This window comes from Bradyrhizobium sp. S3.7.6 (genome assembly GCF_054061875.1).
Map to the genome: position 1 here is coordinate 3,405,026 of NZ_JBSSEQ010000001.1, position 26,389 is coordinate 3,431,414.

Annotated in this window: 20 protein-coding genes; 19 read left to right on the forward strand and 1 reads right to left on the reverse strand. The window is 61.2% G+C overall.

Annotation, left to right across the window (positions count from 1 at the left end; translation table 11 throughout):
- The 8 genes from ACVJ5M_RS16100 (at position 1) to ACVJ5M_RS16135 (ending at position 12,905) form a co-directional block, all read left to right on the forward strand.
- Positions 1-1,281 (forward strand): 2-oxo acid dehydrogenase subunit E2, encoded by a 1,281-nt coding sequence (locus ACVJ5M_RS16100; RefSeq protein ID WP_283017176.1) that lies wholly within the window; start codon positions 1-3, stop codon positions 1,279-1,281.
- An 8-nt stretch (positions 1,282-1,289) separates the two neighbouring features.
- Positions 1,290-3,002, forward strand: a complete 1,713-nt coding sequence (gene lpdA / locus ACVJ5M_RS16105) for a dihydrolipoyl dehydrogenase (protein WP_231142524.1) — start codon at positions 1,290-1,292, stop codon at positions 3,000-3,002.
- A gap of 17 nt (positions 3,003-3,019) precedes the next feature.
- A complete protein-coding gene (locus tag ACVJ5M_RS16110) occupies positions 3,020-4,549 on the forward strand; it encodes an acyl-CoA carboxylase subunit beta (RefSeq protein ID WP_219679306.1) in 1,530 nt (509 codons plus the stop codon).
- Between the two features lie 8 nt (positions 4,550-4,557).
- The gene (locus tag ACVJ5M_RS16115) at positions 4,558-6,573 is read left to right on the forward strand and encodes an acetyl-CoA carboxylase biotin carboxylase subunit (protein WP_283017175.1); all 2,016 of its coding nucleotides are present in this window, start codon (positions 4,558-4,560) and stop codon (positions 6,571-6,573) included.
- Positions 6,574-6,683: 110 nt separating this feature from the next.
- Positions 6,684-8,561, forward strand: coding sequence for a methylmalonyl-CoA mutase family protein (locus ACVJ5M_RS16120; protein ID WP_231142521.1), 1,878 nt, complete (start codon positions 6,684-6,686; stop codon positions 8,559-8,561).
- Between the two features lie 34 nt (positions 8,562-8,595).
- Positions 8,596-10,770 (forward strand): methylmalonyl-CoA mutase, encoded by a 2,175-nt coding sequence (scpA, locus tag ACVJ5M_RS16125; RefSeq protein ID WP_354100424.1) that lies wholly within the window; start codon positions 8,596-8,598, stop codon positions 10,768-10,770.
- A gap of 123 nt (positions 10,771-10,893) precedes the next feature.
- Positions 10,894-11,469: an FAD-dependent oxidoreductase gene (locus ACVJ5M_RS16130; RefSeq protein ID WP_456679351.1), complete on the forward strand. Its 576-nt coding sequence runs from the start codon at positions 10,894-10,896 to the stop codon at positions 11,467-11,469.
- 496 nt (positions 11,470-11,965) lie between these two features.
- A protein-coding gene (locus tag ACVJ5M_RS16135) for an IS630 family transposase (RefSeq protein WP_425364243.1) occupies positions 11,966-12,905 on the forward strand; the annotation gives its coding sequence in 2 pieces (ribosomal slippage) (positions 11,966-12,301 and positions 12,303-12,905; 939 coding nt in all).
- Between the two features lie 487 nt (positions 12,906-13,392).
- On the opposite strand, the gene ACVJ5M_RS16140 is transcribed toward ACVJ5M_RS16135, so the two are convergent.
- A complete protein-coding gene (locus ACVJ5M_RS16140; RefSeq protein WP_038944656.1) occupies positions 13,393-13,863 on the reverse strand; it encodes a MarR family winged helix-turn-helix transcriptional regulator in 471 nt (156 codons plus the stop codon).
- 419 nt (positions 13,864-14,282) lie between these two features.
- On the opposite strand from ACVJ5M_RS16140, the gene ACVJ5M_RS16145 reads away from it, so the two are divergent.
- The 11 genes from ACVJ5M_RS16145 (at position 14,283) to panD (ending at position 26,371) form a co-directional block, all read left to right on the forward strand.
- On the forward strand, positions 14,283-16,541 hold the full coding sequence (locus tag ACVJ5M_RS16145) for a xanthine dehydrogenase family protein molybdopterin-binding subunit (RefSeq protein ID WP_354100615.1): 2,259 nt from the start codon (positions 14,283-14,285) through the stop codon (positions 16,539-16,541).
- Positions 16,542-16,557: 16 nt separating this feature from the next.
- Positions 16,558-16,995, forward strand: coding sequence for a CoxG family protein (locus ACVJ5M_RS16150; RefSeq protein ID WP_231142519.1), 438 nt, complete (start codon positions 16,558-16,560; stop codon positions 16,993-16,995).
- Positions 16,996-16,997: 2 nt separating this feature from the next.
- Positions 16,998-17,867, forward strand: coding sequence for an FAD binding domain-containing protein (locus ACVJ5M_RS16155; RefSeq protein ID WP_007594422.1), 870 nt, complete (start codon positions 16,998-17,000; stop codon positions 17,865-17,867).
- Position 17,868: 1 nt separating this feature from the next.
- Positions 17,869-18,372, forward strand: a complete 504-nt coding sequence (locus ACVJ5M_RS16160; RefSeq protein ID WP_007594419.1) for a (2Fe-2S)-binding protein — start codon at positions 17,869-17,871, stop codon at positions 18,370-18,372.
- Between the two features lie 22 nt (positions 18,373-18,394).
- Positions 18,395-19,606: an FAD-dependent monooxygenase gene (locus ACVJ5M_RS16165; protein ID WP_354078483.1), complete on the forward strand. Its 1,212-nt coding sequence runs from the start codon at positions 18,395-18,397 to the stop codon at positions 19,604-19,606.
- Between the two features lie 141 nt (positions 19,607-19,747).
- Complete coding sequence (locus ACVJ5M_RS16170) at positions 19,748-20,356, forward strand: isochorismatase family protein (protein ID WP_231142516.1); 609 nt, start codon at positions 19,748-19,750, stop codon at positions 20,354-20,356.
- Complete coding sequence (locus ACVJ5M_RS16175) at positions 20,353-21,243, forward strand: alpha/beta fold hydrolase (RefSeq protein ID WP_354100614.1); 891 nt, start codon at positions 20,353-20,355, stop codon at positions 21,241-21,243. The genes ACVJ5M_RS16170 and ACVJ5M_RS16175 overlap by 4 nt, the downstream gene beginning before the upstream one ends.
- Positions 21,224-22,276 (forward strand): M29 family metallopeptidase, encoded by a 1,053-nt coding sequence (locus tag ACVJ5M_RS16180; RefSeq protein ID WP_231142514.1) that lies wholly within the window; start codon positions 21,224-21,226, stop codon positions 22,274-22,276. Before ACVJ5M_RS16175 ends, ACVJ5M_RS16180 begins: the two co-directional genes overlap by 20 nt.
- A gap of 114 nt (positions 22,277-22,390) precedes the next feature.
- The gene (locus tag ACVJ5M_RS16185) at positions 22,391-23,740 is read left to right on the forward strand and encodes an MFS transporter (protein WP_231142513.1); all 1,350 of its coding nucleotides are present in this window, start codon (positions 22,391-22,393) and stop codon (positions 23,738-23,740) included.
- A gap of 225 nt (positions 23,741-23,965) precedes the next feature.
- A complete protein-coding gene (locus tag ACVJ5M_RS16190) occupies positions 23,966-25,654 on the forward strand; it encodes a methyl-accepting chemotaxis protein (RefSeq protein ID WP_354098489.1) in 1,689 nt (562 codons plus the stop codon).
- Between the two features lie 261 nt (positions 25,655-25,915).
- On the forward strand, positions 25,916-26,371 hold the full coding sequence (gene panD, locus ACVJ5M_RS16195) for an aspartate 1-decarboxylase (protein ID WP_231145340.1): 456 nt from the start codon (positions 25,916-25,918) through the stop codon (positions 26,369-26,371).
- Positions 26,372-26,389 lie beyond the last annotated feature (18 nt).

Below are 26,389 nucleotides of genomic sequence, written 5' to 3' on the forward strand. Positions count from 1 at the left end.
ATGTCTCGTTCAATTGAAGTCGTTCTGCCAGATATTGGGGACTACAAGGATGTCCCGGTAGTCGAAATCAATGTGTCGGTCGGCGACGAGGTCACGATCGACATGCCGTTGCTGTCGATCGAGTCCGACAAGACGACGATGGAGGTGCCATCCCCAGCCGCAGGCACGGTGGCCAAACTGATGATCGACGTCGGGGTGCGGGTTTCTCAAGGTTCGGTTCTGATGGTCCTCGAAGGTCGCGGCGAATCCACCGCGCCTCCGCCGGCGACTGCGTCGGCACCGCTGGTGGAGCAACGGATCTCGCAGCAGGAGGCGCTGTCACGGCCGGCGCCCGCGGCTCCAGTCGATGACTCGCGAGCACGTGCACAGCAGCCGCAGCCTAGCGGGGCGGCGCATGCATCGCCGTCGGTCCGCGCTTTGGCGCGTGAGCTCGGCGTGACGCTGGACTCTGTCGTGCCCACAGGCCCCAAGGGCCGGATTTTGCGCGAGGATGTGGCGGCCTTCGTCAACGGACTGGGGCGATCGAGACCGGCGATGGCGCCTGAGCCCGGCGCCCCGGTCGATTGGCCCAAGGTGGATTTCGAGAGGTACGGCGCGGTCGAGCGCCTGCCGCTGACACGGATCCAGAAGCTGACCGGTACGAACCTCTCGCGCAACTGGAGCGTCATTCCCCATGTAACGAATTTCGACAGAGCGGATGTGACCGACGCCGAAGCCTTTCGTCAGCTCGCCAATGCCGAGGCCGCGAAGGACACGGCGAAGCTCACCATGGTGTCGCTGCTGATCAAGGCCGCGGCCTTGGCGCTGCAGAAATACCCGCGCTTCAATTCGTCGCTCGATGGCGATGAGTTGATCCTCAAGCACTACGTCCACATCGGCGTCGCTGTCGACACGCCGAGAGGTCTGGTCGTGCCGGTGATCCGGGACTGCGATAAGAAGGGCCTTCGGCAGATTGCCGCGGAGATGCGCTCGCTCGCCGACAAGGCGCACGCGGGGCAGCTCGCGTCGGGCGACATGCAGGGCGGCTGTTTCTCGGTGTCGTCTCTCGGCGGCATCGGCGGTCAGGGATTTACGCCCATTATCAACGCGCCCGAGGTGGCGATCCTCGGCGCCGGGCGGGCCGCCACCGAGGCGGTCTGGAACGGCCGCGAGTTTGAACCGCGCCTCATCCTTCCGATGAGTCTGTCGTGGGATCACCGGGTCGTCGACGGCGTGGCTGGGGCCCGGTTCCTGGGCTTCGTCGCGTCGGTGCTCTCCGATCTGCGGCGCTTCGCATTGTGAGGACGCAGATGCGGACAGAGGAAATCCGGGTCCCCGACATCGGGGATTTCCGAGACGTCGAAGTCGTCGAGGTCCACGTCAGGGCGGGCGACGTCGTCGTGCGGGAACAGGCGTTGATCACAGTGGAATCCGACAAGGCCACGCTGGAGATTCCGTCGCCGATCGCAGGGGTGATCACGAGCATGTCGCTGCGTGTTGGAGACAAGGTGTCTCAAGGCTCCATGATTGGCACGGCGTCGGCGTCGGACGAAGCGGGCGCGCAAGGCCAGACGATCTCGGCGGATCAGGATGTTGGCCAGCGCGCAACAGATTATACGCGCTACGATCTTGTCGTGATCGGAGGCGGGCCGGGCGGCTATTCAGCAGCGTTTCGGGCCGCAGACCTTGGACTGAACACCGCGATCGTCGAACGATACGGCACCTTGGGCGGAGTTTGCCTGAACGTTGGATGTATCCCGTCGAAGGCGCTGCTTCATGTTGCGGCCGTCAAGGAGGAAGCCGAACGGATCGCGGACAAGGGCATTCGCTTCGCCGCGCCGCAGATCGATCTGCAGGAGCTGCGCGCCTTCAAGCACGGCACCGTCAAGAAGCTGACGGATGGGCTGAGCCAGATGGCGGCAGCGCGCCGCGTCACGGTGATCCGCGGCATCGCGAAATTCGTCTCCGCCATGCGGCTCGAGATTGTCGGTGAGGGGGCAGGCTCGCAGCAAATTGAATTTGGTCAATGCATCATCGCCACGGGCTCGCGCGCGGTGCAGCTGGCGGTGCTTCCCAAGGACGAGCGGGTGGTGACCTCGACCGGCGCGCTCGCGCTGCGAAGCATTCCGGGCCGCATGCTCGTGATCGGAGCGGGGATCATCGGGCTGGAGATGGCGACCGTCTACAGCTCGCTCGGCGCCAAGATCAATCTTGTCGAAAGGCTTCCCGATATCCTGGCGGGCGTGGATGCCGACGCGGTGAAGATCTGGCGTTCGCGCAACGCGCATCGCTTCGAGCATATCGACGTCGCAAGCAGCGTATCAACCGCCGAAATCACGCCGGACGGCGTGAGGGTCGGTACCACAGGCGCATCGGTACGGACACGATCGTACGATTTGGTGTTGCAATCGGCCGGCCGTGTTCCCAACAGTAGCGAGCTCGGCCTCGAACGGATCGACGTTGCCATCGATTCGAACGGCTTCATTCAGGTCGACGAGCAGATGAGAACGACGGCGCGCAACGTCTTCGCCATCGGCGACGTCGTCGGCGGTTCGATGCTGGCGCACAAGGCCGTTCACGAGGGGCACGTCGCCGCGGAAGTAGCTGCCGGGAAGCCGGCGGCCTTTACCGCGAAGATCGTCCCCAATGTCGCCTACACCGATCCTGAGATCGCCTGGGTCGGCAAGTCCGAGCGTGATGTCGCCGAATCCGGACGGAAGATCCGTTCGGCAAAATTCCCATGGGCCGCGTCCGGCCGGGCCATCGCGTCGGGCGCGTCCTATGGCATGACGAAGCTGCTGTTCGACGCCGAAACCGGTCGCATCGTCGGGGGCGTGATCGTCGGACCGCATGCCGGCGATATGATCGGGGAAATCTGTCTCGCTATCGAAATGGGGGCTGACGCGATCGATATCGGAAAGACCATTCACCCGCATCCGACCCTCGGCGAGACGATCGGCATGGCTGCCGAAGTCCATGAGGGCATTTGCACCGACCTGCCTCCAATCGCCAGAAAGCGGTAGATCAGTTGGCCCAATCGATGTCCGTTATCGAGGCCCTTGAACAACGTCGCGCCGGCGCCAAGCTCGGCGGCGGCGAGAAGCGCATCGACGCGCAGCATGCGCGCGGCCGCCTCACCGCGCGGGAGCGGATCGATCTACTGCTCGACAAGCATTCGTTCGAGGAGATGGACATGTTCGTCCAGCACCGCTCGACCGAATTCGGGATGGAGAAGACCAAGATTCCGGGAGACGGCGTGGTCACCGGCTGGGGCACCGTCAACGGCCGCAAAACCTTTGTCTTCGCCAAAGACTTCACGGTGTTCGGCGGTTCGCTGTCGGAGACCCACGCTCTGAAAATTACAAAATTGCAGGACATGGCGATGAAGGCGCGCGCGCCCATCATCGGCCTCTACGACGCGGGCGGCGCCCGCATCCAGGAAGGCGTGGCCGCGCTCGCCGGCTATTCCTACGTGTTCCGCCGCAACGTGCTCGCCTCGGGCGTGATCCCGCAGATATCGGCGATCATGGGCCCCTGTGCCGGCGGCGACGTCTATTCGCCAGCGATGACCGACTTCATCTTCATGGTGAAGAATACCAGTTACATGTTCGTCACCGGCCCCGACGTGGTGAAGACCGTCACCAACGAGGTCGTCACGGCGGAAGAGCTCGGTGGCGCTTCCGTGCATGCCACGCGCTCCTCGATCGCCGACGGCGCCTTCGAGAACGACGTCGAGACGCTTTTGCAGATGCGGCGGCTGATCGACTTCCTGCCGTCCAACAACACAGACGGCGTGCCGGAATGGCCGAGCTTCGACGACATCGAGCGGGTCGACATGTCCCTGGACACGCTGATCCCCGACAATCCGAACAAGCCCTACGACATGAAGGAGCTGATCCTGAAAGTCGTGGACGAAGGCGATTTCTTCGAGATCGCGGAGAGCTTTGCCAAGAACATCGTCACGGGTTTCGGCCGCATAGCGGGCCGCACGGTGGGCTTCGTCGCCAACCAGCCGATGGTGCTCGCCGGCGTGCTCGACAGCGATGCGTCCCGGAAGGCCGCGCGCTTCGTTCGGTTCTGCGATGCCTTCAACATCCCGATCGTCACCTTCGTCGACGTGCCGGGCTTCCTGCCGGGCACCGCGCAGGAATATGGCGGCCTGATCAAGCACGGCGCGAAACTCCTGTTCGCCTATTCGCAATGCACCGTGCCGCTCGTGACCATCATCACGCGCAAGGCCTATGGCGGCGCCTTCGACGTCATGGCCTCCAAGGAGATCGGCGCCGACATGAACTACGCCTGGCCGACCGCCCAGATCGCGGTGATGGGTGCCAAGGGTGCGGTCGAGATCATCTTCCGCAGCGACATCGGCGACCCCGACAAGATCGCGGCCCGCACCAAGGAATACGAAGATCGCTTCCTGTCACCCTTCATCGCCGCCGAGCGCGGCTATATCGACGACGTCATCATGCCGCATGCAACGAGGCGTCGCATCGCACGGGCGCTGGCCATGCTGGGTGACAAGAAGATGGAAATTCCGGCCAAGAAGCACGACAACATTCCGTTGTAGGAAGAGCTGTGTTCAAGAAGATTCTGATCGCCAATCGCGGCGAAATCGCCTGCCGGGTCATCAAGACCGCGCGCCGCATGGGAATTGAGACGGTTGCGGTCTATTCCGAAGCCGACCGCGACGCCCTCCATGTCGAGATGGCCGACGAGGCCGTGCTGATCGGCCCGCCGGCTGCGGCCGAGAGCTATCTGGTGATCGAGAAGATCGTGGAGGCCTGCCGCAAGACCGGCGCTGAGGCCGTCCATCCCGGCTACGGCTTCCTGTCCGAGCGCGAGGCGTTTCCGCGCGCGCTGGAGGCGGCCGGCATCGTCTTCATCGGCCCGAACCCGGGCGCGATCGCGGCGATGGGCGACAAGATCGAGTCGAAGAAGGCGGCAGCCAAGGCCAAGGTCTCGACCGTGCCGGGCTATCTCGGCGTCATCGAGGACGACAAGCACGCGGTCAAGATCGCCGACGAGATCGGCTATCCCGTGATGATCAAGGCATCCGCCGGCGGTGGCGGCAAGGGCATGCGCATCGCGCATTCGACCTCGGAGGTCGCGGAAGGTTTCAACCTCGCCAAGGCCGAGGCCAAGGCCTCGTTCGGCGACGACCGCGTCTTCGTCGAGAAGTTCATCGTCGATCCCCGTCATATCGAGATCCAGGTGCTGGGCGACAAGCACGGCAATGTCGTCTATCTCGGCGAGCGCGAATGCTCGATCCAGCGCCGCAACCAGAAGGTCATCGAGGAGGCGCCGTCGCCGCTGCTCGACGAAGCCACCCGGCGAAAGATGGGCGAGCAGGCGGTCGCGCTGGCCAAGGCCGTGAACTACGACTCTGCCGGCACCGTCGAATTCGTCGCAGGGCAGGACAAGAGCTTCTACTTCCTGGAGATGAACACGCGGCTCCAGGTCGAGCATCCCGTCACCGAGCTCGTCACCGGCGTCGACCTCGTCGAGCAGATGATCCGCGTCGCCGCCGGCGAAAAGCTCGCGCTGACGCAGAAGGACGTCACGCTCACCGGCTGGGCGGTGGAATCGCGCCTCTATGCCGAAGACCCGTTCCGTAACTTCCTGCCTTCGATCGGGCGGCTGGTGAAGTATCGGCCGCCGGCGGAAGTGAGCAAGGACGGCATCACCGTGCGCAACGACACCGGCGTGCAGGAGGGCGGCGAGATCTCGATCCATTACGATCCGATGATCGCAAAGCTCGTCACCCATGCGCCGTCGCGCGCGGCCGCGATCGAGGCGCAGGCGACCGCGCTGGACTCGTTCTACGTCGACGGCATCCGCCACAATATCCCGTTCCTGTCGGCGCTGATGCATCATCCGCGCTGGCGCGAAGGGCGGCTGTCGACCGGCTTCATTGCCGAGGAATTCCCCAAGGGCTTTGCGGTGCGCGTACCCGAAGGCGAGGTCGCCCGGCGCATCGCCGCGGTCGGCGCCGCCATCGATCACGTGCTGGGTGAGCGCAAGCGGCAGATCTCGGGGCAGATGGGCGGCCGCGTCGTACAGCGCGAGCGTCGCCGCGCGGTCTGGCTCGACCGCCAGGAGATCCTGCTGGAGATCGCTCGCGAGGGCGACGCGATCGCGGTGCGCTTCGTCGACGCCGAGGGTAAGGCCGGCAATTCGCATCTGTTGGCCTCGCCGTGGAAACCGGGCGATCCGGTCTGGCAGGGCACCATCGATGGCCACTTCGTCGCGGTGCAGGCGCGCCCGATCGCCAACGGCATCCGCCTCGCGCATCAGGGCGTCGAGGTGCCGGTCTATGTCTGGACCGAAGCGGAAGCGACCTCGGCGCGGCTGATGCCGGTGGCGACGGCCGCCGATACCGGCAAGAAGCTGCCTTGTCCGATGCCCGGGCTGATCGTCTCGATCGCGGTAACGGAGGGGCAGGAGGTCAAGGCCGGCGAGACGCTCGCGGTGGTCGAAGCCATGAAGATGCAGAACGTGCTCCGCGCCGAGCAGGACGGCACCGTGAAGAAGATCCACGCCAGTGCCGGTGCGACGCTCGCGGTCGACGCGCTGATTTTGGAGTTTTCCTGAATACCGCAAGAGGCGACCTGAGATGGGCAGCCTGACTGCAGGAATTCCGGTTACTTCCAGGCAGAAGTCATGTTGGGCAGCTCGGCGTCACTTGGGATTAGGTGGACTTGATGAAAACCGAACGGTTGGCATTGGCATCGGGCTTTGCGCCTGCTTCACGCCAGGACTGGCACAAGCTGGTTGATGGCGTGCTAAAGGGAGCGCCGTTCGAAAAGCTGATTGGTAGGACGTACGACGACTTGAGAATCGAGCCGATTTATCTCCGCGCGAAAGACATTGCACTAGTCGACGGGCGGGCACCCGCGGCGCCTTGGCAGATCATGCAGCGCATCGATCATCCAGACGCGGTGACGGCCAATAGGCAGGCCCTTCACGATCTGGAGAATGGGGCGACGGGCCTGGCGCTCGTCTTTGCCGGCGCCAACAGCAGCCGCGGGTTCGGTCTCGATCAAACGGCAGGTACCGTCGCCAAAGCTTTAAAGGACGTCCACCTTGATGCCGGCATCGGGATTGAACTCCAAATTGGTACAGACGGGCGTAAGACCGCGATCCATGTTGCGGAATATGTGAAGTCGGTCGGTCTCGATCCTGCCGTCTGCGACATTCGATTTGGGCTCGATCCGCTGGGCGCGTGCGCCCTAAGCGGACGCAGTCCATACACTTGGGAAGAAATCGCACGGAACGTTGCCAGCACGATCAAAGGGCTTGTAACGCTGGGGTTCAAGGGGCCGTTTGCCGCGAGCGACGGGCGTATCGTTCATGACGCCGGCGGCTCAGAAGTGCAGGAGCTTGCCTTTGTGCTCGCCTGCGGCGTGGCATATCTGCACGCTATGGAGGCAGCGCGCATTCCGCTGGATCAAGCGCGAAGTATGATCTATGCGCGACTCACTGCTGACGCCGACCAGTTTTTGACTATGGCTAAATTCCGCGCGTTGCGACTCCTCTGGGCGCGCATCGAATCGGTGTGCGATGTGGCGCCGAGGCCGCTGTTCATTGCGGCTGACACGTCCTGGCGCATGTTGACCCGGCGCGATCCCTACGTAAACATGTTGCGCGCTACCTTGGCTACATTCTCTGCGGGAATCGCCGGTGCCAATGCGATCACAGTCCTGCCGCACACGTTGGCGCTCGGCCTTCCAGACTCGTTTGCCCGGCGCGTGGCCCGCAACACGCAGCTTCTGCTGCTGGAGGAAAGCAATCTTGCCAAGGTTAGCGATCCTGCCGCAGGTGCTGGCGGCATTGAGGCGCTAACAACGGAGCTTTGCGAGGCGGCCTGGAGGAGTTTTCAAGAGACTGAAAATGCGGGCGGCATTTTTGCCGCTCTACAGCAAGGAACGCTTCAGGCGAAGATCACAGCTACACGCACAGCGCGCTGTGCAAATCTCGCGAAACGCAGCGGCCCGCTGACCGGAGTGAGCGAGTTCGCAAACCTTGGCGAAGGCGCAGCGGCGGTACTAAGCGTAAGACCGATGGCTCTTCCGCCTAGCTTTGATCAGAAATTCGTATTCGACCCACTGCCGCCGATCCGGCTTGCGGAACCGTTCGAATCGCTCCGCGATAAGTCCGATGCGATATTGAAGCTACTCGGCGCGCGGCCGCGAGTGTTTCTTGCTAATCTCGGCACACCGACCGACTTTACGGCCCGCGCGACATTCGCCAAGAGCTTCTTCGAAGCGGGAGGAATTGAGGCTATCGACGGCGCCGGCTTCGCCGACCCAGCCGAGCTTGCCCTCGCATTCACGGGCTCTGGTGCCGAACTTGCCTGCCTTTGCTCCAGCGATAAGATCTATGCGGAGTGCGCCGAAATCTCCGCCCACGCGCTTCAGCAAGTCGGAGCTAGGCACATCTATTTGGCGGGACTTCCCTCTCTATCCGAGCCCGCGTTTCGGCGGGCTGGCATCTGCAGCTTTATTCACGTCAGTTGCGACGCCTTGGCAACGCTAAATGCCGCTTACAACCGGATCCAAAACCCGAAGGTTTCTGGATAATCGATAATCGAACGCGAACACTCAGATGTCATCCATCAGCGTTATCCCGAATTTTGCAAGTATTGCTTTCGAAAGGTGCTCGGTCGCCGCTTCTTCCGTTTCCGTCGATCCGTGGGTGACTCCGGAGGGCATTCCGGTCAAGTCGGCATACGGAGAAGCAGATATCGCCGGGCTCGATTTCCTTGAGACCTGGCCAGGCATCGCGCCGTTCCTGCGCGGTCCCTACCCGACCATGTATGTCAACCAGCCCTGGACGGTCCGGCAATATGCCGGCTTCTCCACGGCGGAGGATTCCAACGCGTTCTACCGCCGTAACCTCGCGGCCGGACAGAAGGGCCTCTCGGTCGCCTTCGATCTCGCCACCCACCGCGGCTATGACTCCGATCATCCGCGCGTCGGCGGCGACGTCGGCATGGCCGGCGTCGCCATCGATTCCATCTACGACATGCGCACGCTGTTCGCAGGGATTCCGCTCGACCATATGAGCGTGTCCATGACCATGAACGGCGCGGTGCTGCCGATCCTGGCGCTCTATGTCGCCGCGGCGAGCGAACAGGGCGTGCCGCCGCAAAAACTGTCGGGCACCATTCAGAACGACATTCTGAAAGAGTTCATGGTGCGCAACACCTATATCTATCCGCCCGCGCCCTCGATGCGGATCATCTCGGACATCTTCGCCTATACCTCGCAGAAGATGCCGAAATACAATTCGATCTCGATCTCCGGCTATCACATGCAGGAGGCCGGCGCGACGCAGGACCTCGAGCTCGCCTATACGCTCGCCGACGGCGTCGAATACTTACGCGCCGGCATTGCCGCGGGTCTCGACGTCGATCGCTTCGCACCACGTCTGTCGTTCTTCTGGGCGATCGGCATGAACTTTTTCATGGAAGTCGCCAAGCTGCGTGCCGCGCGCCTCTTGTGGGCGAAGCTGCTGAAGCCGTTCAATCCGAAGGACCCACGCTCGCTGTCGCTGCGCACGCATAGCCAGACCTCGGGGTGGTCGCTGACCGCGCAGGACGTCTTCAACAACGTGATGCGCACGACGGTGGAAGCGATGGCGGCGACACAGGGCCATACCCAGTCGCTGCACACCAATGCGCTCGACGAAGCGCTGGCGCTGCCGACTGATTTCTCGGCCCGCATCGCCCGCAATACCCAGCTGTTCCTGCAGCAGGAGAGCGGCACCACCCGCATCATCGATCCCTGGGGCGGCTCGTATTACGTCGAGCGCCTGACAGGCGATCTCGCCGCCAAGGCGTGGGGCCACATCCAGGAGGTCGAGGAGCTCGGCGGCATGGCGAAGGCCATCGAGGCCGGCGTGCCGAAGCTGCGCATCGAGGAGGCCTCGGCCAAGACCCAGGCCCGCATCGATGCCGGCAAGCAGGCGGTGATCGGCGTCAACAAGTACAAGCCGACCGACGAGGCGCCGATCGACATCCTCAAGGTCGACAACACCAATGTGCGGCGCCTGCAGATCGACAAGCTGGCGCGGCTGAAGGCCGAACGCAGCCAGAAGGACGTCGACGCCGCGCTCGCTGCGCTGACGCGCTCGGCCGGCGAAGGCAACGGCAATCTGCTCGCGCTCGCGATCGACGCGGCGCGGGCGAAAGCAACCGTCGGCGAGATTTCGGACGCGATGGAAAAGGTGTTCGGCCGGCACCGCGCCGAGATCAAATCCATCACCGGCGTCTACAAGCGGGAGGCGTCCAGCATGGGCAACCGGGTCGAGAAGGTTCAGGCGCTGATCGACGCCTTCGAGGAGGCCGAGGGCCGCCGTCCGCGCATCCTGGTCGCCAAGATCGGCCAGGACGGCCACGACCGGGGCCAGAAAGTGATTGCGTCCGCGTTCGCCGACATCGGCTTCGACGTCGACATCGGGCCGCTGTTCGCGACCGCCGATGAAGCCGCGCGACAGGCGGTCGAGAACGACGTCCACATCCTCGGCGTCTCCTCGCTCGCGGCCGCCCATCTCACCGCGGTGCCGGAGCTGAAGGCCGCGCTGAAGAAGCAAGGCCGCGAGGACATCATGATCATCATCGGCGGCGTGGTGCCGCCGCAGGACTATGATGAGCTCTACGCCGCCGGTGCCGAAGCCATCTTCCCGCCCGGTACCGTGATCGCAGACGCCGCGGATCAGCTGATCCAGAAGCTCAATGCTCGGCTCGGGCACAGTGAGGCGGCATATAGTAAGCGCCACGGCAGATAGTAACGGCGTATCGGTCCAGATTGAAAGCTCAAAGCCGGGGCGTCGAACGTACGATTTGATCCTGCAGTCCGCAGGCAAAGTGCCTAACAGCGCAAATCTGGGCTTGGAGAAGATTGGTGTAAGATGCGACGCAAAGGTTTCGTTGCAGTCAATAGGCAAATGCGGACGAATTTGCCTCATATTTTCGCGATCGGCGATGTCGCGGGTAACCCGATGCTCGCCCATAAGGCGGTTCACGAGGGGCATGTCGCGGCAGAAGCGGCTGCCGGGCTCAAGAGCTTCTTTGACGCGAAGATCGTCCCGAACGTCGCCTACACTGATCCTGAGGTGGCCTGGGTTGGCATCATGGAACATGAAGCGGCCTCCTCAGGCAGGCACGTTAGATCCGCGAAGTTTCCGTGGGCTGCCTCGGGCAGAGCGATCGCCTCGGGCGCGTCTTTTGGCATGAACAAGCTGATCATCGACCAAGAGACGCACCGCATCATCGGCGGTGTGAACGTTGGCCCGCACGCTGGCGACATGATTGGAGAAATCTGCCTGGCGATCGAGATGGGCGCCGATGCAATTGATCTCAGCAAGACCATCCATCCGCATCCGACGTTCGGAGAGACAATAGGCCTGGCTGGCGAAGTGTATGAAGGTGTTTGCACGGATGTGTTGCCGGGTCCGAAGAGATCGACCAAGCGCGCGAGCCACTAGAAATCCAAAAACCTGAGCCGGCATCAGGTGCCTCGCTGCCGTTCGTTCATAGGGGACCCGAATATGGCGGGGAGTTCTCGCAGGGAAGTAAAGGTACCTTTGAGCGTTCAAGAGGAGGAATTTGCCGCGGCATGTCGAGACTTCGTTCTGGAGACGAAACCTGATCTCGCGGCATCCATCGTCATTGTAGACAACCAGCTCAGGATTGTGAACGATCCGCATGTTCGGCTCGCGTTTGTAGAACTTGGTCTTGCCAGATTGGTACGAGTTCTACATCTCGCAATCGAGGGCAAGGCGATTGCGCTCAAAAGAGTGCCAAGACTCCTGTTCGACCTGGCGAGCTATAGAAGGAAGATACTCCGCGCGCTAGGTAGGGACGATTGAGGACAGCCCCTCGGGTCACTAAAGCAGGATGGGGTTAGGTTGAATCGATTTGGGATTCCCAAATCGGTGTGTTTCTGATTCACCATGCTGGCTGGGTTGGAGGCCAGCATGGATGGGCAAGCCTTATTCTCTGGATCTTCGCAAGCGTGTCGTGTCCGCGATCGAGGGCGGGATGTCCCGCAATCAGGCAGCCAAGCAGTTTGGGGTCGCGATCAGCACAGCAATCGGTTGGATGCAACGGGTAGAGGAGACCGGCAGCGTTGAGCCTGGTCAGATGGGCGGTCATAAGCCGAAGGCGGTTTCGGGAGACCACGCGGTTTGGCTGTCGCAACGGATCAAGGACGGCGATTTCACTATACGGGGGCTCGTTGCCGAGCTTGCTGGACGCGGCCTGAAGGTCGACTATCACTCGGTGTGGGACTTCGTGCATGCCGAGAAGCTCAGCTTCAAAAAAAAGCGTGGCGGCTGGCGAACGCGATCGACCCGCGGTCGCGCGGCGGCGAGCCCAGTGGACAAAATATCAAGGACGCGTCGAAGCTGAGCGGCTCGTCTTCATCGACGAGACATGGACCAGAACCGATATGGCGCCTTTGCGGGGATGGGCGCCGCGCGGGCACAGACTTCCTGCCACGGTTCCCCACGGCCGCTGGAAGACCATGACCTTCCTGGCGGCGCTGCGCCATGACCGGATCGATGCACCATGGTTCATCGAGGGGCCGATCGATGGCGTGAGCTTCCGCACCTATGTCGAGAAGGTTCTTCTGCCTGTCCTTCGACCCGGCGATATCGTCGTCTTGGATAACCTCGGTAGCCACAGGAGCAAAGCAGTTCGCCAACTCATCCGTTCGGTCGGCGCCAAACTCTTCTTCCTGCCCAAATACTCACCCGACCTGAACCCGATCGAGCAGGTCTTTGCCAAGCTCAAGCATCTGCTCCGCAAAGCTGCCGCGCGAACCGTCGACGCGGTCTGCGCCGCAATCGGCCACGCACTCGATGCCTTCACCCCCGAGGAATGCGCCAATTACCTGAAAAATTCAGGCTATCGAACTTAATGCCATCACGCTTTAGCACGATTCATTCAGCGCGCAGAGTCAAGGAATAGATACTCATCGACGCAACGGGGACCGGCAGTCATCCCTTGGCAGGAGATTCGGATCTCTGAATTGCAAAGGCGGGTACGGCGGTGCGGGCATTGCGAGATCGGAGCCGGGCGATGAAATGAACCGGACGCGTGGAGCCTGGTGATCGGGACCTTCCAAGTCTCGCGCGCGCTCTTTGTCGTGCTGTCGAAATCGTACGACCCGTCAAATGCCGGAAACGGTGCGGAGAGATGCCGACTTCAGCACAAAATGCGGTCTGACATGTACGATAGTATTGCTGCCGGAGGTCGTTCGTTGGGTTTCTACGATCGAATTCCGCATTCGGCGTCTGCGAAAGATTTGCGATCTTTCGTTTTCCTCCCTCTACTCGGCCCGGCGCGATCGCCGGGCCCTTTTTCTCGGCTGCTGACGATATCTAGTGCCGCTCGAAGCCGGTTGATCAGCGTCGTATGATCTTCTTCAAGATTTCGGTGAGCGCTCGAAATTCATCTTGGGTCAGCGGAGCGAATGTCTCGCCGGAAATCTCGCCAATAGTTTCAATCGCTGCGTCCGCTATCCGTCTTCCCTTCTCGGTCAAATCTATCTCGCGTCGCCGCGGATCCAGAGGGTCTTTGGAGCTCTTGATGAGGCCGCGAGATTTCAGGCGATTGATAACGCCGGTGATGGTCGCCGAATCATAATGAATTAGCCGTCCTAAGTGGTTTTGCGAGCAAGGGCCTACCTCCTTCAATTTCGCTAGCGTCGAGAATTGGGGCCCCGTTAATTCTTCAATCATCTTAGCGGCAAAGATGGACGTGTGAGTACGGAGCGCGACTCGCAACAAAAAGCCCGGTGCGTCATCCAGCCGGTACGAATCTATAGCTTCTTTCACTTTCCCGGCCGCGCGCGGCTTTGTCTTGGGTTGCACCACTTTTTGCTTCCTTGCCGTAGGTTGCCTCAGTTCAAGAAATACAGGCCTCAAGCTCCGAAGGTCTCCGGTGCCGGCCGATTGTCTACATTTCCCGACCTAGGAAATCCATCTTTGTTCGACTTCATTCTGTTTAATGCGATTTGCTTCGTTGAGAGCCCCGGAAGTGGCTCGCTTCGATGCGTCCGTCGTTCGCATATCGAAATCCGCTCCGCCTAAGAGGCAAACCCATTCTCGCACGCGCTGGGCTAGACCGATTCGCTCCGGCTTGCCTCCGATCACGGGAAGAGAACATCTAATACTTGCAAGCAAGTGCAGCACTTGCATACAAGTGATAAATGTTGTAGTGTCCTAAGATTGCTCCCCGGACCTTGGCTTCACGCCTTACGGACCGGCGCACCAAAGTACCATCGGATTTGCGTATGTCGGCGATTGACAACATGAGTTCCGTTCGGCCCGACCTGATCGAAAAGGTTACGGGCCGCGCCGAGTACGTTACCGACCTGACGGTTCCGGGGATGCTGCATGGGTTTGTGGTTCGCTCGCCAGCCATTCATGCCCGCATCGCTTCTATCGATTCGAGCGTTGCACGGGCCATGGACGGCGTTGTGGACGTGCTGATCGGCGAAGACGTCGCCTCGTTCGGTAACTGGGGCGTTGTGCTTAAAGACCGGCCGATCATTGCGACCGACCGCGTGAGATATGTGGGCGAACCCGTCGCCGTGGTGATCGCGGAGACAATCGAGATCGCAGAAAACGCCGCAGAACTAGTCGATGTGGGATACGATGACCTTCCGCGCGCAACGACCATCCAGGAAGCCCTGGCGGAAGAAGCGCCGCTCATCCACGAGCGCCATGAAAATCTGGAAGACTTTTATTTCAAGGGCGGCGCCCGGCCGACCCAGAACACCAACATTTTCCACACTTACCGGAACAACGTCGGAGACGTTGACGCGGCGGAGGCGACCGCAGCGTATATCCACGAAGATCGCTTCACTTTCCCGGCCATTTCTCACTTCGCAATGGAGCCGCATGCGGTCATTGCGGATTTCCAGCGGGACTCTCTGACGGTTTGGGCAGGTGCACAAACGCCGACCGCTGTTCAGAAAGTGCTATCGCGCCTCTTCGGGCTGCAACTGGCCAAGGTCCGGGTGATCGTTCCGTTTGTCGGCGGAGGGTTTGGCGGCAAGGCCTCGGTGAAGATTGAGCCTTTGGTCGCCGCTGCTTCGTGGAAGGTGCAACGCCCGGTCCGGATTGCCCAATCCATAGCTGAATCGATGCTCACGTGCAGAAGGTTGGGCGCCGACATCACGATTCGAACGGCTGTGGACGCCAACGGACGGATCCTCGCCAAGAGCGCCAAACTGCTGCTCGATGGCGGGGCATATTCCGACACAGGCTCGGCCGTCGCCACTAAAGCGGCAAATCGCATCATGGGCCCCTACGCGGTGCCCAATCTGCGTCTTGAGGCCTGCGCGGTCTACACGAACACCGTTCCAGGTGCGGCGTTCCGCTCGATCGGGGGGCCGCAAGCTGTTTGGGCCAAAGAATCGCACATGGATAATGTCGCGGCGGCAATCGGCATGGATCCGTCCGAGTTTCGGTTGCGGAATTTGGCGTCCCGCGGTGAGCGCATCCGCCCCGATTTGCGGGCGTTCGATATGGATATGAGTGAGCTGATGGGCCGAGTGACCCAGTCGTTCGCATCGGAGGTGAAGGCCTCCAACCGGCAAGCGCGCGGATTGGCAGTCGCCGCGACCGATCCGGCCAATACGCCGATTAGTAACGCGATCGTACGTCTCAAGATCGACGGGTCGATCCTCGTTTCGGTCTCCAGCATTGAAGTCGGCCAGGGCGCGCACGCGACCATGGCGCGCATCGCATCGCAGACCTTGAAGCAGCCAGCCTCCGCGGTAACCGTCTTGCGCACCGATACGGCCGTCGCCCCTTACGACTGGGGCACAGGCGCAAGCCGATCGACCGTGGTCGTCGGCCTTTCCGTCGAGAATGCCGCACTCGACGCAGCCGATCAGATACTCGAAATGGTTGCTGATGTTTGGGAGCTTCCCCGGGAGAACCTCTCGCTTGTTGAGGGCGGTGTCACGACCGGATCCGAGGTTCTCACTTTCCACCAGATTTTTCACCGCACGCTGGGTGTCGATTCGGGAGAGGTCATCGGCCGCGGCGCGATTACGCCACGCTCGAAGAAGGGCGCCCTGGTTGAGTCCCCTCTGTTCTGGGAGACTTCCGCGGGCCTCGCTGAAATCATTGTCGATGAAGACACCGGCGAGATCCATGTCACCCGATATGCCAGCGCCGCTGACGTCGGCCGCGTGATCAATCGCGTTGCGGCGGAAGGGCAGGAGGAGGGGGCTGCAATCATGGGCCTCGGACACGCACTTTATGAAGTGCTGGAGTTCGAGGATGGCCAGCCGGTCAATGCGACGCCGATCGATTATTCGATACCGCGCATCTCCGACGTTCCCCCCGTGTTTGACACCATCCTTGTCGAAAACGGCGACGGTCCCGGTCCAGGCGGCGCCAAGGGAATGGGCGAGGGAGCGATCCTTCCGGTCGCGCCCGCGATCGCCAATGCGCTGTTCTCCGCCTACGGCATTCGGATCACCGAGCTGCCAATGACGCCCGAAAAGGTATGGCGCGCCCTGCAGAAGAGGAACTGAATTCATGGAATTCAATATGTCGATGGTGGTGCCCGCGACGCCGGCGGAGCTTTGGAGCACGCTGATCGACGTCCCTCGCATATCGGGTTGCATCCCCGGCTGCGAAAACGTCGAGGAAATCGAGCGGCTTGCAACTTACAAAGCGACCGTCAAACAGAAGATCGGCCCGTTCAAGGTCGAGGTCCCGGCCGACATCATCGTTGAATCGATAACGGAGCCGTCTCACGTCCGCACGCGCGCCACGGGCCGCGACAAGATCACCGGGACGAGGCTGGCGGTTGTTCTCGACGTGACTGTGACGCCGGAAGGGGCGGGGTCCACATTCGCCGTGGACGCGAAGGTCGACGTGCAAGGTCGCCTCGCGACTATGGGGTTCGGCGTCATCAAGCGTCGCGTCGATCAGAACTTCGAGGAGTTCGAGAAGCGGCTCAAAGAAATGTTGGGCGCGACCTGATCATGCTGCCTTCACCCTTCGCATTCGAGAGGCCTTCGACGATTGCCGGCGCCGTACGTGCGGTCGGAAAGTCCGGTGACGGCATGTTCTACTCCGGCGGAACTGAATTGCTACTGGCGTTGAAGTTGCGCGTCATCCATACGGACCGGCTCATCGACATTAAGGGAATCAACGGACTTGACCGCATTGCTCTGAACGATGCGAATGACATCGAACTCGGTGCGCGCTGTACGCACAACAAGATCGCCAATGATCCTGTTATTCGCGCGCATGTGCCGGCGCTGTCCTCGCTCTGTGCCAACGTTGCGAACATCAGGATCCGCAGCGTTGGAACGATCGGAGGCAATCTGTGCTTCGGAGAGCCCCACGCCGATCCGCTGACTATGCTCGCGGCCTTGGACGCACGGCTGGTGCTTATTGGCCCCAGCGGTACGCGTGTCGTTCACGCTGACGATTTCATCCGAAGTGAGCTGGAAACGGTGCGGGAGCCGGATGAGCTTCTGACAGTCATTGCGTTTTCGCGCCCTACCGGACCGGTGACCTATCGGCGATTCAAGCATGGTGAGAGGCCCTCGGTGAATGTCGCGATGGCTTGGTCGCTGGGCCCCAGCGGAAGGACGATCAGAAGCGCCCGCGTGCGGGTCGGAGCGCTCGGTTCGCGACCTCAGCCTTTGAAGGCCATCGAAGATGTCCTCCAGGGCATATCCGTCGCTGAAGTCCGCCCGGCGATCGAGGCGGTGCTCCCGACGGCGCTGGGCGAGTTGGAAGTCAACGAGGATCGGCATGGCGGCGCCGAATATAAGCGGCACCTTGCAGGTGTCTTGCTTCTGCGAAACGCGGACGAGGCGATCGCCGCAGCCGGGAGCGCGTGAAATGACACATGTGCTGCCCATTTCGTTCTCGCTGAACGGCCAGGCGATCGCGATCGACGTTCCTGCCCATACGCTATTGATCGACCTGATCCGGGATCGCCTTGGCCTGAAGGGGACGAAGCGCTCCTGTGACATGGAGGTGTGCGGCGCCTGCACCGTTCTGCTCGACGGTGAGCCGATCTCGAGTTGCACCACGCTCGCCGTCGATGTCGATCAGCGGGAGGTCACGACGATCGAGGGCGTAACGCCGCCCGAGGGCCTATCGCGGATTCAGAAGGCGTTCGTGCTTCACGGCGGCCTTCAGTGCGGCTTCTGCACGCCGGGCTTCATTATGGCTGTCACAGCGTTGCTGAAGGCGACGCCGCACCCGACTGACGAAGAAATCCGTCACTACCTGCACGGCAACCTCTGCCGCTGCACCGGATACACCAAGATTGTCGAGGCCGTAAGGAGCCTTGCCGCCGAGCAAGTCTCCGAAGACGCCGCCGAGCCCGTCGCAAGATAGCGCAATGTCGTTTGGAGATATCATGATTCTTGAACAGGTCAGTAAATCGAGTGTCCTCATTGCCGGCGCCGGCATCGGCGGCTTGGCGATGGCGCTTTCGCTGCTTCGTCGCGGCATCGATTGTGACGTATTTGAGCAAGCGTCCGAGTTGCGCGAGGTCGGAGCCGGCCTTTGGATCTCCATGAACGGCGTGCGCGTTCTTCGGGATCTCGGCCTCACCGAACAGGTCGAGCAGAACTGCATCGCGGCCGAGCGACGCTCGATCCGGCTCTGGAACACCGGTGATAGGTGGCCCCTCTACAACCGCAGCTCCGACGCGGCGCGCAATCAGCCCTATCTGCTGCTCCGTGCTCACCTGCTGAAGATTCTCGTCGACGGCGTGCGCGAGTTGAAGCCGGGCGCCATTCATCTGAGCGCCCACGTTGTCGGGTTCAGTCAAGACGACGAAGGGGTTCGGGCCAAGCTTGCTGATGGCTCCGAAGTCGAAGGACGCGCGCTGATCGGCGCTGACGGCGCGCATTCGAAGGTCCGCCTTGGCCTCATCGGCAACATCGAGAGCGAGTACACGAAGGCCATCGCCTGGCGTGGTCTCGTGCCCGTCGACCGCCTTGCGCGGCATCAGCGCGAACCCGAGGTGGCAACCTGGATCGGACCCACCGCTCATGTCACTGCCTATCCGGTCCGTTGGCGGAACACCGTCATGATGACCTTTTCGGGCCAGGTCGACCATGACGACTGGCTCCTCGAATCCTGGTCGGAGAAGGGTTCTGTCGAGGAATGCCTGAAGGACTTCAAGGGCTGGCATCCGGACATCATCGAACTGGTCGGGAATGTGGATACCCTGAACAAGTGGGGACTGTTCGTGCGGCCGTCGCTGGGTACGTGGTCGAAGGGATGCGTCACCCTGCTCGGCGACGCCTGCCATTCGATGCTGCCGTACCTCGGGCAGGGCGTGAACATGGCCCTGGAGGATGCATCCGTCCTCGCCCGTTGCTTTGAGGAGAATCCCGATGACATCGCGGCGGTATTCAAGACGTATCAGGGCCTGCGGCTCGATCGCACCACCAAGGTCGCAAAGTCGGCGGCCGGCATGCTGCCGATCTTTCATAACCAGGCGCTGTGCAAGCCGGAGACAGCGGGTGACTACATCAAGACCCAGTGGGCACCGGACGCGACGGCTGCGCGATACGATTGGATCTACCAGTACGACGCGGCCACCGCGCCGCTTCACTGACATGCTCACGATTGTGACCTCTGGAGCGCAACAGTGACTGGCACCAGGCACCCCTGGGACGACGTGATACCGCTGGACGAGCGCGAAACCTATGCCCTCGCAGGGCTGGGTGGTGCGGCGGGATTCGGCAGACGACCGGCGTTGCTGGTCATCGACGTGCAGTATCGTTCGGTCGGCGACCGGCCGATGCCGATCCGCGACGCGATCAAGCAATACCCCACCAGCTGCGGCGAGGCCGGTTGGCATGCGATCGCACACATCGCCGAATTGGTGCTGCTGTTTCGCGAGAAAGAACGGCCGGTGATTTTCCCGCATGTCGCGCGGAAGGTAGGCCAGGACCAGGGCGCGTTCTCCGCGAAGATCCCGGGTATCATGCGGATCCCGTCCGAGGGCTACGACTTCGTCCGAGAGGTGGCTCCGGAGCCCGGCGAGTTGCTGCTGCCGAAAACTCAGGCAAGCGCGTTCTTCGGCACTCCGCTTGCGACCTATCTGATCGGTGCCGGCGTCGACTCGCTGGTGGTGACCGGCTGCACGACCAGCGGCTGCGTGCGGGCTTCGGTTGTGGATGCGTGCGCGCTGAACTTCAAGTCAATTGTGCCGAGCGATGCGGTCTACGACCGCTCGCCCACGTCTCACGCCGTCAACCTGTTCGATATCGCCAGCAAATACGCGGATGTCATGCCGACGCAGGTCGCCATCGAGCGGCTTCGCGCGCTGTCGGATGACCACACAAAGGATCAGCAGACGTGAGCGGCGCCGCGGCATCCGGATTGCTTTACGGCGCCAATGTGCACGCCAACGGCATTCGGCAGCATTATTTGCGGTTCGGCGGGACCGGGCCGGAGATCATCATTGTCCCTGGCATCTCAACGACTGCGGCGCAATGGGCCTTCATCGCAGAACGCCTGTGCTCCGGACACGACGTTTTCGTGCTCGATGTCCGCGGTCGCGGCCTTTCCGAAAGCGGCCCGCATCTCAATTATTCGCTCGACGCATGCGCATCCGACCTCATCGGGTTCGCTGAAGCGCTTGGAATGGGCCCTTATACGCTGCTGGGCCACTCGATGGGCGGCCGCATCGGAATCCGCGCCGCGCGTTGGCGGCCATCGTCCATGGACCAACTGATACTGGTCGATCCGCCGGTCTCCGGTCCCGGACGCCGCGCCTATCCGATTCCGGTCGAACCGCTTCTCAAATTGCTTCAAAACGCGAAGCGCGGAGAAGCCGACGCGGCGCTGCGAAGCCCCTCTGCTCCGCGGTGGCCCGAGCTGCACATCCGCACTCGGGCCGAGTGGATGCATACCTGCGACGAGCGTGCTCTCATCGAGAGTCATAAAGGCTTTCATGACGATGATATCCACCGCGACCTCGCCCATCTCGGCGTTCCCACCGCATTGATCGTCGCCGGGCGGGGAGGGGTCATTCGACCCGAAGATGAAGCGGAAATTCGCGGATTGCTGCCGTCGATCGCGATCAGGACGCTGGAAAGCGCGGGTCACCAAATGCAGATCGACGATACCGAGGGCTTCCTTTCGATCGTCGAAGAGCTTCTAGCGCGACCACGCGATCGGTTCGACGGCCGCGTGTCTACGTTCGGCAAACAGGAGATCAGTGAAGATGTCCCGACAAATCGTTGATGTTGAAATGCTCGAGCTCTTCAAGGCCGAGCTGACACTCTGCAAGGTGAAGAAGGGCGAAGTCGTTGCGGTCTTGAGCGGCGGCGAGGATCAGCAGGAATACGCCCAGGCCTTCATGCTGGCCGCGCAGAGCCTCGGCGCAACGACCTTTCATCTCAACGTGCCCAAATACGGCCAGGGCAAGGTCGCAGGCCTGCAGGGCCGGCATGCGCTCACGGGCAACCAGCCGGCGATCGATACGCTCAAGCGCGTGGACATGGTGATCGATCTCCTGGGGTTGCTGTTCTCTCGCGAGCAAGCCGAAATTCAGGAAGCGGGCACGCGCATCTTGCGCGTGATGGAGCCGTTCCACATCCTCAAGAAGATGTTCCCGACCGAAGATCTGCGCCGGCGAACGGAGCTTTCTCGAACCCTCCTCCAGTCGGCCAGCAAAATGCGGATCACGTCGCCCGGCGGAACGGACGTAACTTATGGCCTGAAGCAATACCCGGTCATTTCCGAATACGGATACACGGATGAGCCCGGGCGCTGGGATCATTTCCCGTCAGGCTTTGCCTTCACTCAGGCGACCGATGGCGACGTCAACGGCACGGTCGTGCTGATGCCCGGTGACATCCTCTGCGCGTTCAAGCGTTACATCCAGTCGCCGGTCACGCTGACCGTGAAGGGCGGTTATATCGTCGACCTCAAGGGCGAGGGCACCGACGCGCTCCTCATCAAAAACTATATCGACAGTTTCGGCGATCCGCGCGGCTGGGCGATCTCGCATATCGGCTGGGGATCGAACGAGCGTGCTACCTGGCACCACATCGCGGCCTCCCAGGTAGTCGCGTCGGAGCACATCATGAATGCGCTTTCCTTCTACGGGAACGTCCTGTTCTCGACGGGTCCGAACACAGAGCTCGGCGGTACGAATGACACGCCGTGTCATTTGGACATCCCGCTTCGCGGCTGCAGCCTGTGGCTCGACGATTTCCACATCCTCGACAAGGGCGACTTTGCTTATCCGGAATTGAGAGCGCCGGGCCGCTAGGCCCCCGCGCATCAAAATCGGTGCCCGGAGCCGCATTTGCGACTCCCAACGACGCGGAAAGCGTTTCGATAACGACCATCAATTGTCCAGTTCTCTCAACGGGAAGCGCACCACATGTCTACGGCGATCGGAACTTCGGAAGATTACACGGCGAGGCAACGGTATTCGATTATGATCTCGGCGATGCTGGGCTACATTCTCGACTTCTACGACGTTCTGATCTTTCCGTTTCTTTTGCCCGCGATCCAACGGTCGATGTCGCTATCGTTGGCCGAGGTCGGTTCACTGCAAGCTCTGACATTGTTCGGATCGGCCATTGGCGGCGCGCTGTTTGGCATCGTTGGTGATCGACTTGGCCGAAAGACCTCGCTTCAACTCACAATCGCGCTGTTCTCGGTTGCCGCGATCATTTCGGCCTTCGCATGGAATTACTGGTCGCTTGCCGTGCTGCGGTTGATCACCGGCATCGGTCTTGGCGGGGAGTATGGCGTAGGCATGGTGCTCTTCAACGAGGCCTGGAAAAAGAGCAGCCGAGGTTTGGGCGCGGCTGCGCTCCAAGGCTGTGCCGTGATCGCGTCATCCACGGCTTCAATCGTTGGCATCTGGCTGATTGCGGCGTTCAGCGACGAGTGGAGCTGGCGCATCGGCCTACTGAGTGGCGGTGTGCCCATCCTGCTGATCATCTTCATTCGTTTCTTTATGCCTGAATCCAAGATCTGGCTGGAGTATGAGGCGCAACGCAAGGCCAGTCAGGTCACCGCAGAAGCCCGCACACTTCCCCTTGCGGATCTCTTCCGCAATGGGCTGGCACGGCAGACCGTCATCGCCTTCGTATGGCTGATGAGCTACATGCTCTGCTACTACAGCGTCGTCTCCTTTATTCCGACACTGCTGCTGCGCGATATGCATACGCCAGGTGATGTCGTTCGCACGACAGCCGTTCTGCTCTCGGTGGTCAGCGGCATTTGCTACCTCGCGAACGGCTTTTTCAATGACAGGGCTGGCCGCCGCTTCGGAGCCCTCGTGCCCGCGCTGTTCTGGGTCGGGTCTTTGGTCGGTATGGCTGTGTGGGGGAGCCAGCTCTACGTGGGATCGAAGACTGAGTGGCCGATGTTCTGGCTCTACATCGGCTTCGGCATTGGCAACGTCGCGCTGGGTGTGACGGGCGTCTGGATCTCGGAACTCTATCCGGTCAACCTGCGTGCGACAGCGGTGTCTACATTCTATATGGGAGGTCGCGGGCTCGGCAGCATAGCCCCTGTGATCGTGCCACTTGCGGCCGCCCATTTCGGCGGAAGCCTTCTCAACGGCATGGTTGCGGTGGCCCTTCCCGCTGCGGCCGTCTTCATTCTCGCCTCTCTTTTGCTGCCCGAGACCCTCGGCCGGGATTTGTCCGCGAAGGGCTTCAAGGTCGACACGGAAACGGAGGCCACGATGAAGGCTGCGTCGGTGTCGAGCGTTTGACGCTGGTGGAAGGGCTTGACCGGCGAGATGAGGGTTGTCGACCTGCTCATCTCGTCGATGCATGCGCAGTGGAAAGGAGCTGGCACTCCGTCGTCCGATCCTGGTCAACATGGCACAAGTGTTGGCCGACTTGTAGCGGCTGTAACGAAACCTAAACCGATCACTTGTATACAAGCAATAATCTATGCGCCTGAGCCCGCCGGGCAGTTGCCTTGGAGACGTTCCTTGAAATCACTCAATAACATGCCGATCACTCCCAAGATCAGCATTCTAGTTGCGATCTCGATGCTGGGCCTCTTCTCAGCTGGATTGCTTGCGGGCTATTTGATGCAGAAGGAAATGATCAATTCGCGTGTCGAACAGACCCGCGCCATCGTCGAGATCGCCAAGAACTTTGCATTAGGCTTGCAGAAGCAAGTCGAGGCAGGCCAACTCACCAAAGAGGCTGCAATTGCTGAATTTTCCCGCCGTGCTCAGACGATGACGTATGACAAGGGCGCGGGCTATATTTTTGCAAATACGATGGAAGGTGTCGCGGTCGCCTCTCAGGATCCAAAGACAATTGGGGTCAATCGTCTTGACGGCAAGACCAACGGACGTGCGCTGATCCGCGAACTGCGGGACGGCGTGGCGGCGAACGGCGATGTCGTGCTGCGTTACGAGTTTATGAGGCCCGGCGAAAAGGAGCCGATCAGGAAGCTGTCCTACGCGGTAGGCATTCCCGGATGGGACATGTTCGTCGGTTCCGGCGCGTATCTGGATGATCTTGATGCCAAGCTGCAACCGATCATGTGGTCGCTCGGGGGTGCCATCATCGTGATCGGACTGGTCTCGGGTGTCATCGCCTGGTTCCTCGGCCGCAGCATCACTAAACCGTTGGCAGCACTTGGCACGTGCATGAGGCGGCTCGCTGACGGCGAACTCGAACAGGACATTCCAGGTGTAGGTCGGAAAGATGAGATCGGCGCAATGGCCGCGACCGTCCAAGTGTTCAAGGACAACACGATTCGTATTCGGGGGCTGGAGCTGGTCGAGGCCGAAGCTCAACGTCGCACGGCTGCCGAGCGCCGTGCCACCATGGAGAGCATTGCGAATGATTTTGAGCAAAGCGTCGATGGCATCGTTCGTGCGGTCGCCGCTTCAGCCGCCGATATGCAGGGCACAGCGGATATTATGACCACGACCGCCAGCGATGCCAGTCTGCGCGCGTCCACCGTCGACGCTGCGTCAGAAAAAGCGTCCGGGAACGTCGAAATGGTAGCCGCCGCCGCCGAGGAATTATCTGCGTCGGTAAGGGAGATATCGCAACAGGTGTTGCAGTCGACCGAGGTCGCGCGCCAAGCTGTTGGTGACGCTGAGCGCACAAACGCTACGGTGCAGGTCCTGGCAAGCGGAGCCGAAAAGATCGGCGAAGTTGTCCAACTCATCCATAGTATCGCCACGCAGACCAATCTCCTTGCCCTCAACGCGACGATCGAAGCGGCACGTGCCGGCGACGCCGGACGCGGATTTGCTGTCGTGGCAGCCGAGGTTAAAGCGCTTGCCAATCAGACGGCAAAGGCAACGGAGGAGATCTCCGCGCAGGTCGAGACCATGCAGGCAACTACAAACGACGCAGTTCTCGCCATCAACGGAATTACGCAAACGATCGTCAGGATGAGTGACATCACGCTGAGCATTTCCTCCGCGGTCGAAGAGCAGAGTGCTATGACAAGCGAAATTGCGCGCAACATCCAGTCCGTCGCCGCGGGTTCCAACGAAATCAGAGTGCATATAGGCAACGTCAGCACCGCAGCGGCCGCCACCGGTACAGCAGCCGGCGAGGTTCTCACTAATGCGCGTGGGTTGGAGAATCAGTCGGATATGCTGCGTACGGCGGTAGACCAATTTCTGACCAAAATGCGAGCCGCCTGACCGGACGTTCCTGCCAGCGGCGCATCGCTCGCGGGTACTTGAGACGTCGGCGCCCAGCTCGAGGCAACTCCGCCTTTCACATGGCGATTGGGTAGGAAGTTCTTACGTGATGATCGCGCGACCATTGGACGTTTTTATGCGTTGGGTCGCCATTTTTGAGAGATGTGTTTCATTTTGCTCATCCAGGTTGACAGTTTTATCTCGTGCTCCGTAGGAATGCCCGGCTTTGGGGATGCGTGCGAGGTTCGACGGAACTTTCAGATGAAAAAGGTGCTCGCCGCCAAACTTCACGGCATCCATGTCACGGAGGCCAATCTTCACTATCACGGCTCGATTACGCTCGATCCGGATCAGTGCCATGAGGCGGGGATTCTGCCGATGGAATTCGTGGAGATCTGGAACAAGAATTCCGGCGCGCGAATTTCGACCTATGTCATCTTTGGCGAACCCGGCTCACGTTGTTGTGTCCTCAATGGTGCCGCCGCGCGCACCTGCCACGTCGGCGACCAGATCATCGTCTGCAGTTCGACGTACGTGGATGGGGCGGAAATCGTTCGGCTGAAACCAAGAATTCTCGCCTTCGATCGCGACAACCACATTACCGATCGCATGACCTATTCCGTCACTCGGGATTGTGCCAAGCGCTATTGCTTCGAAATCCTGGGCGAGGCAGGCGACGCCAAGACCATACCACTTCGTGCCGCAGAATCGAACTGATGTCAGTCTTACGGTAGG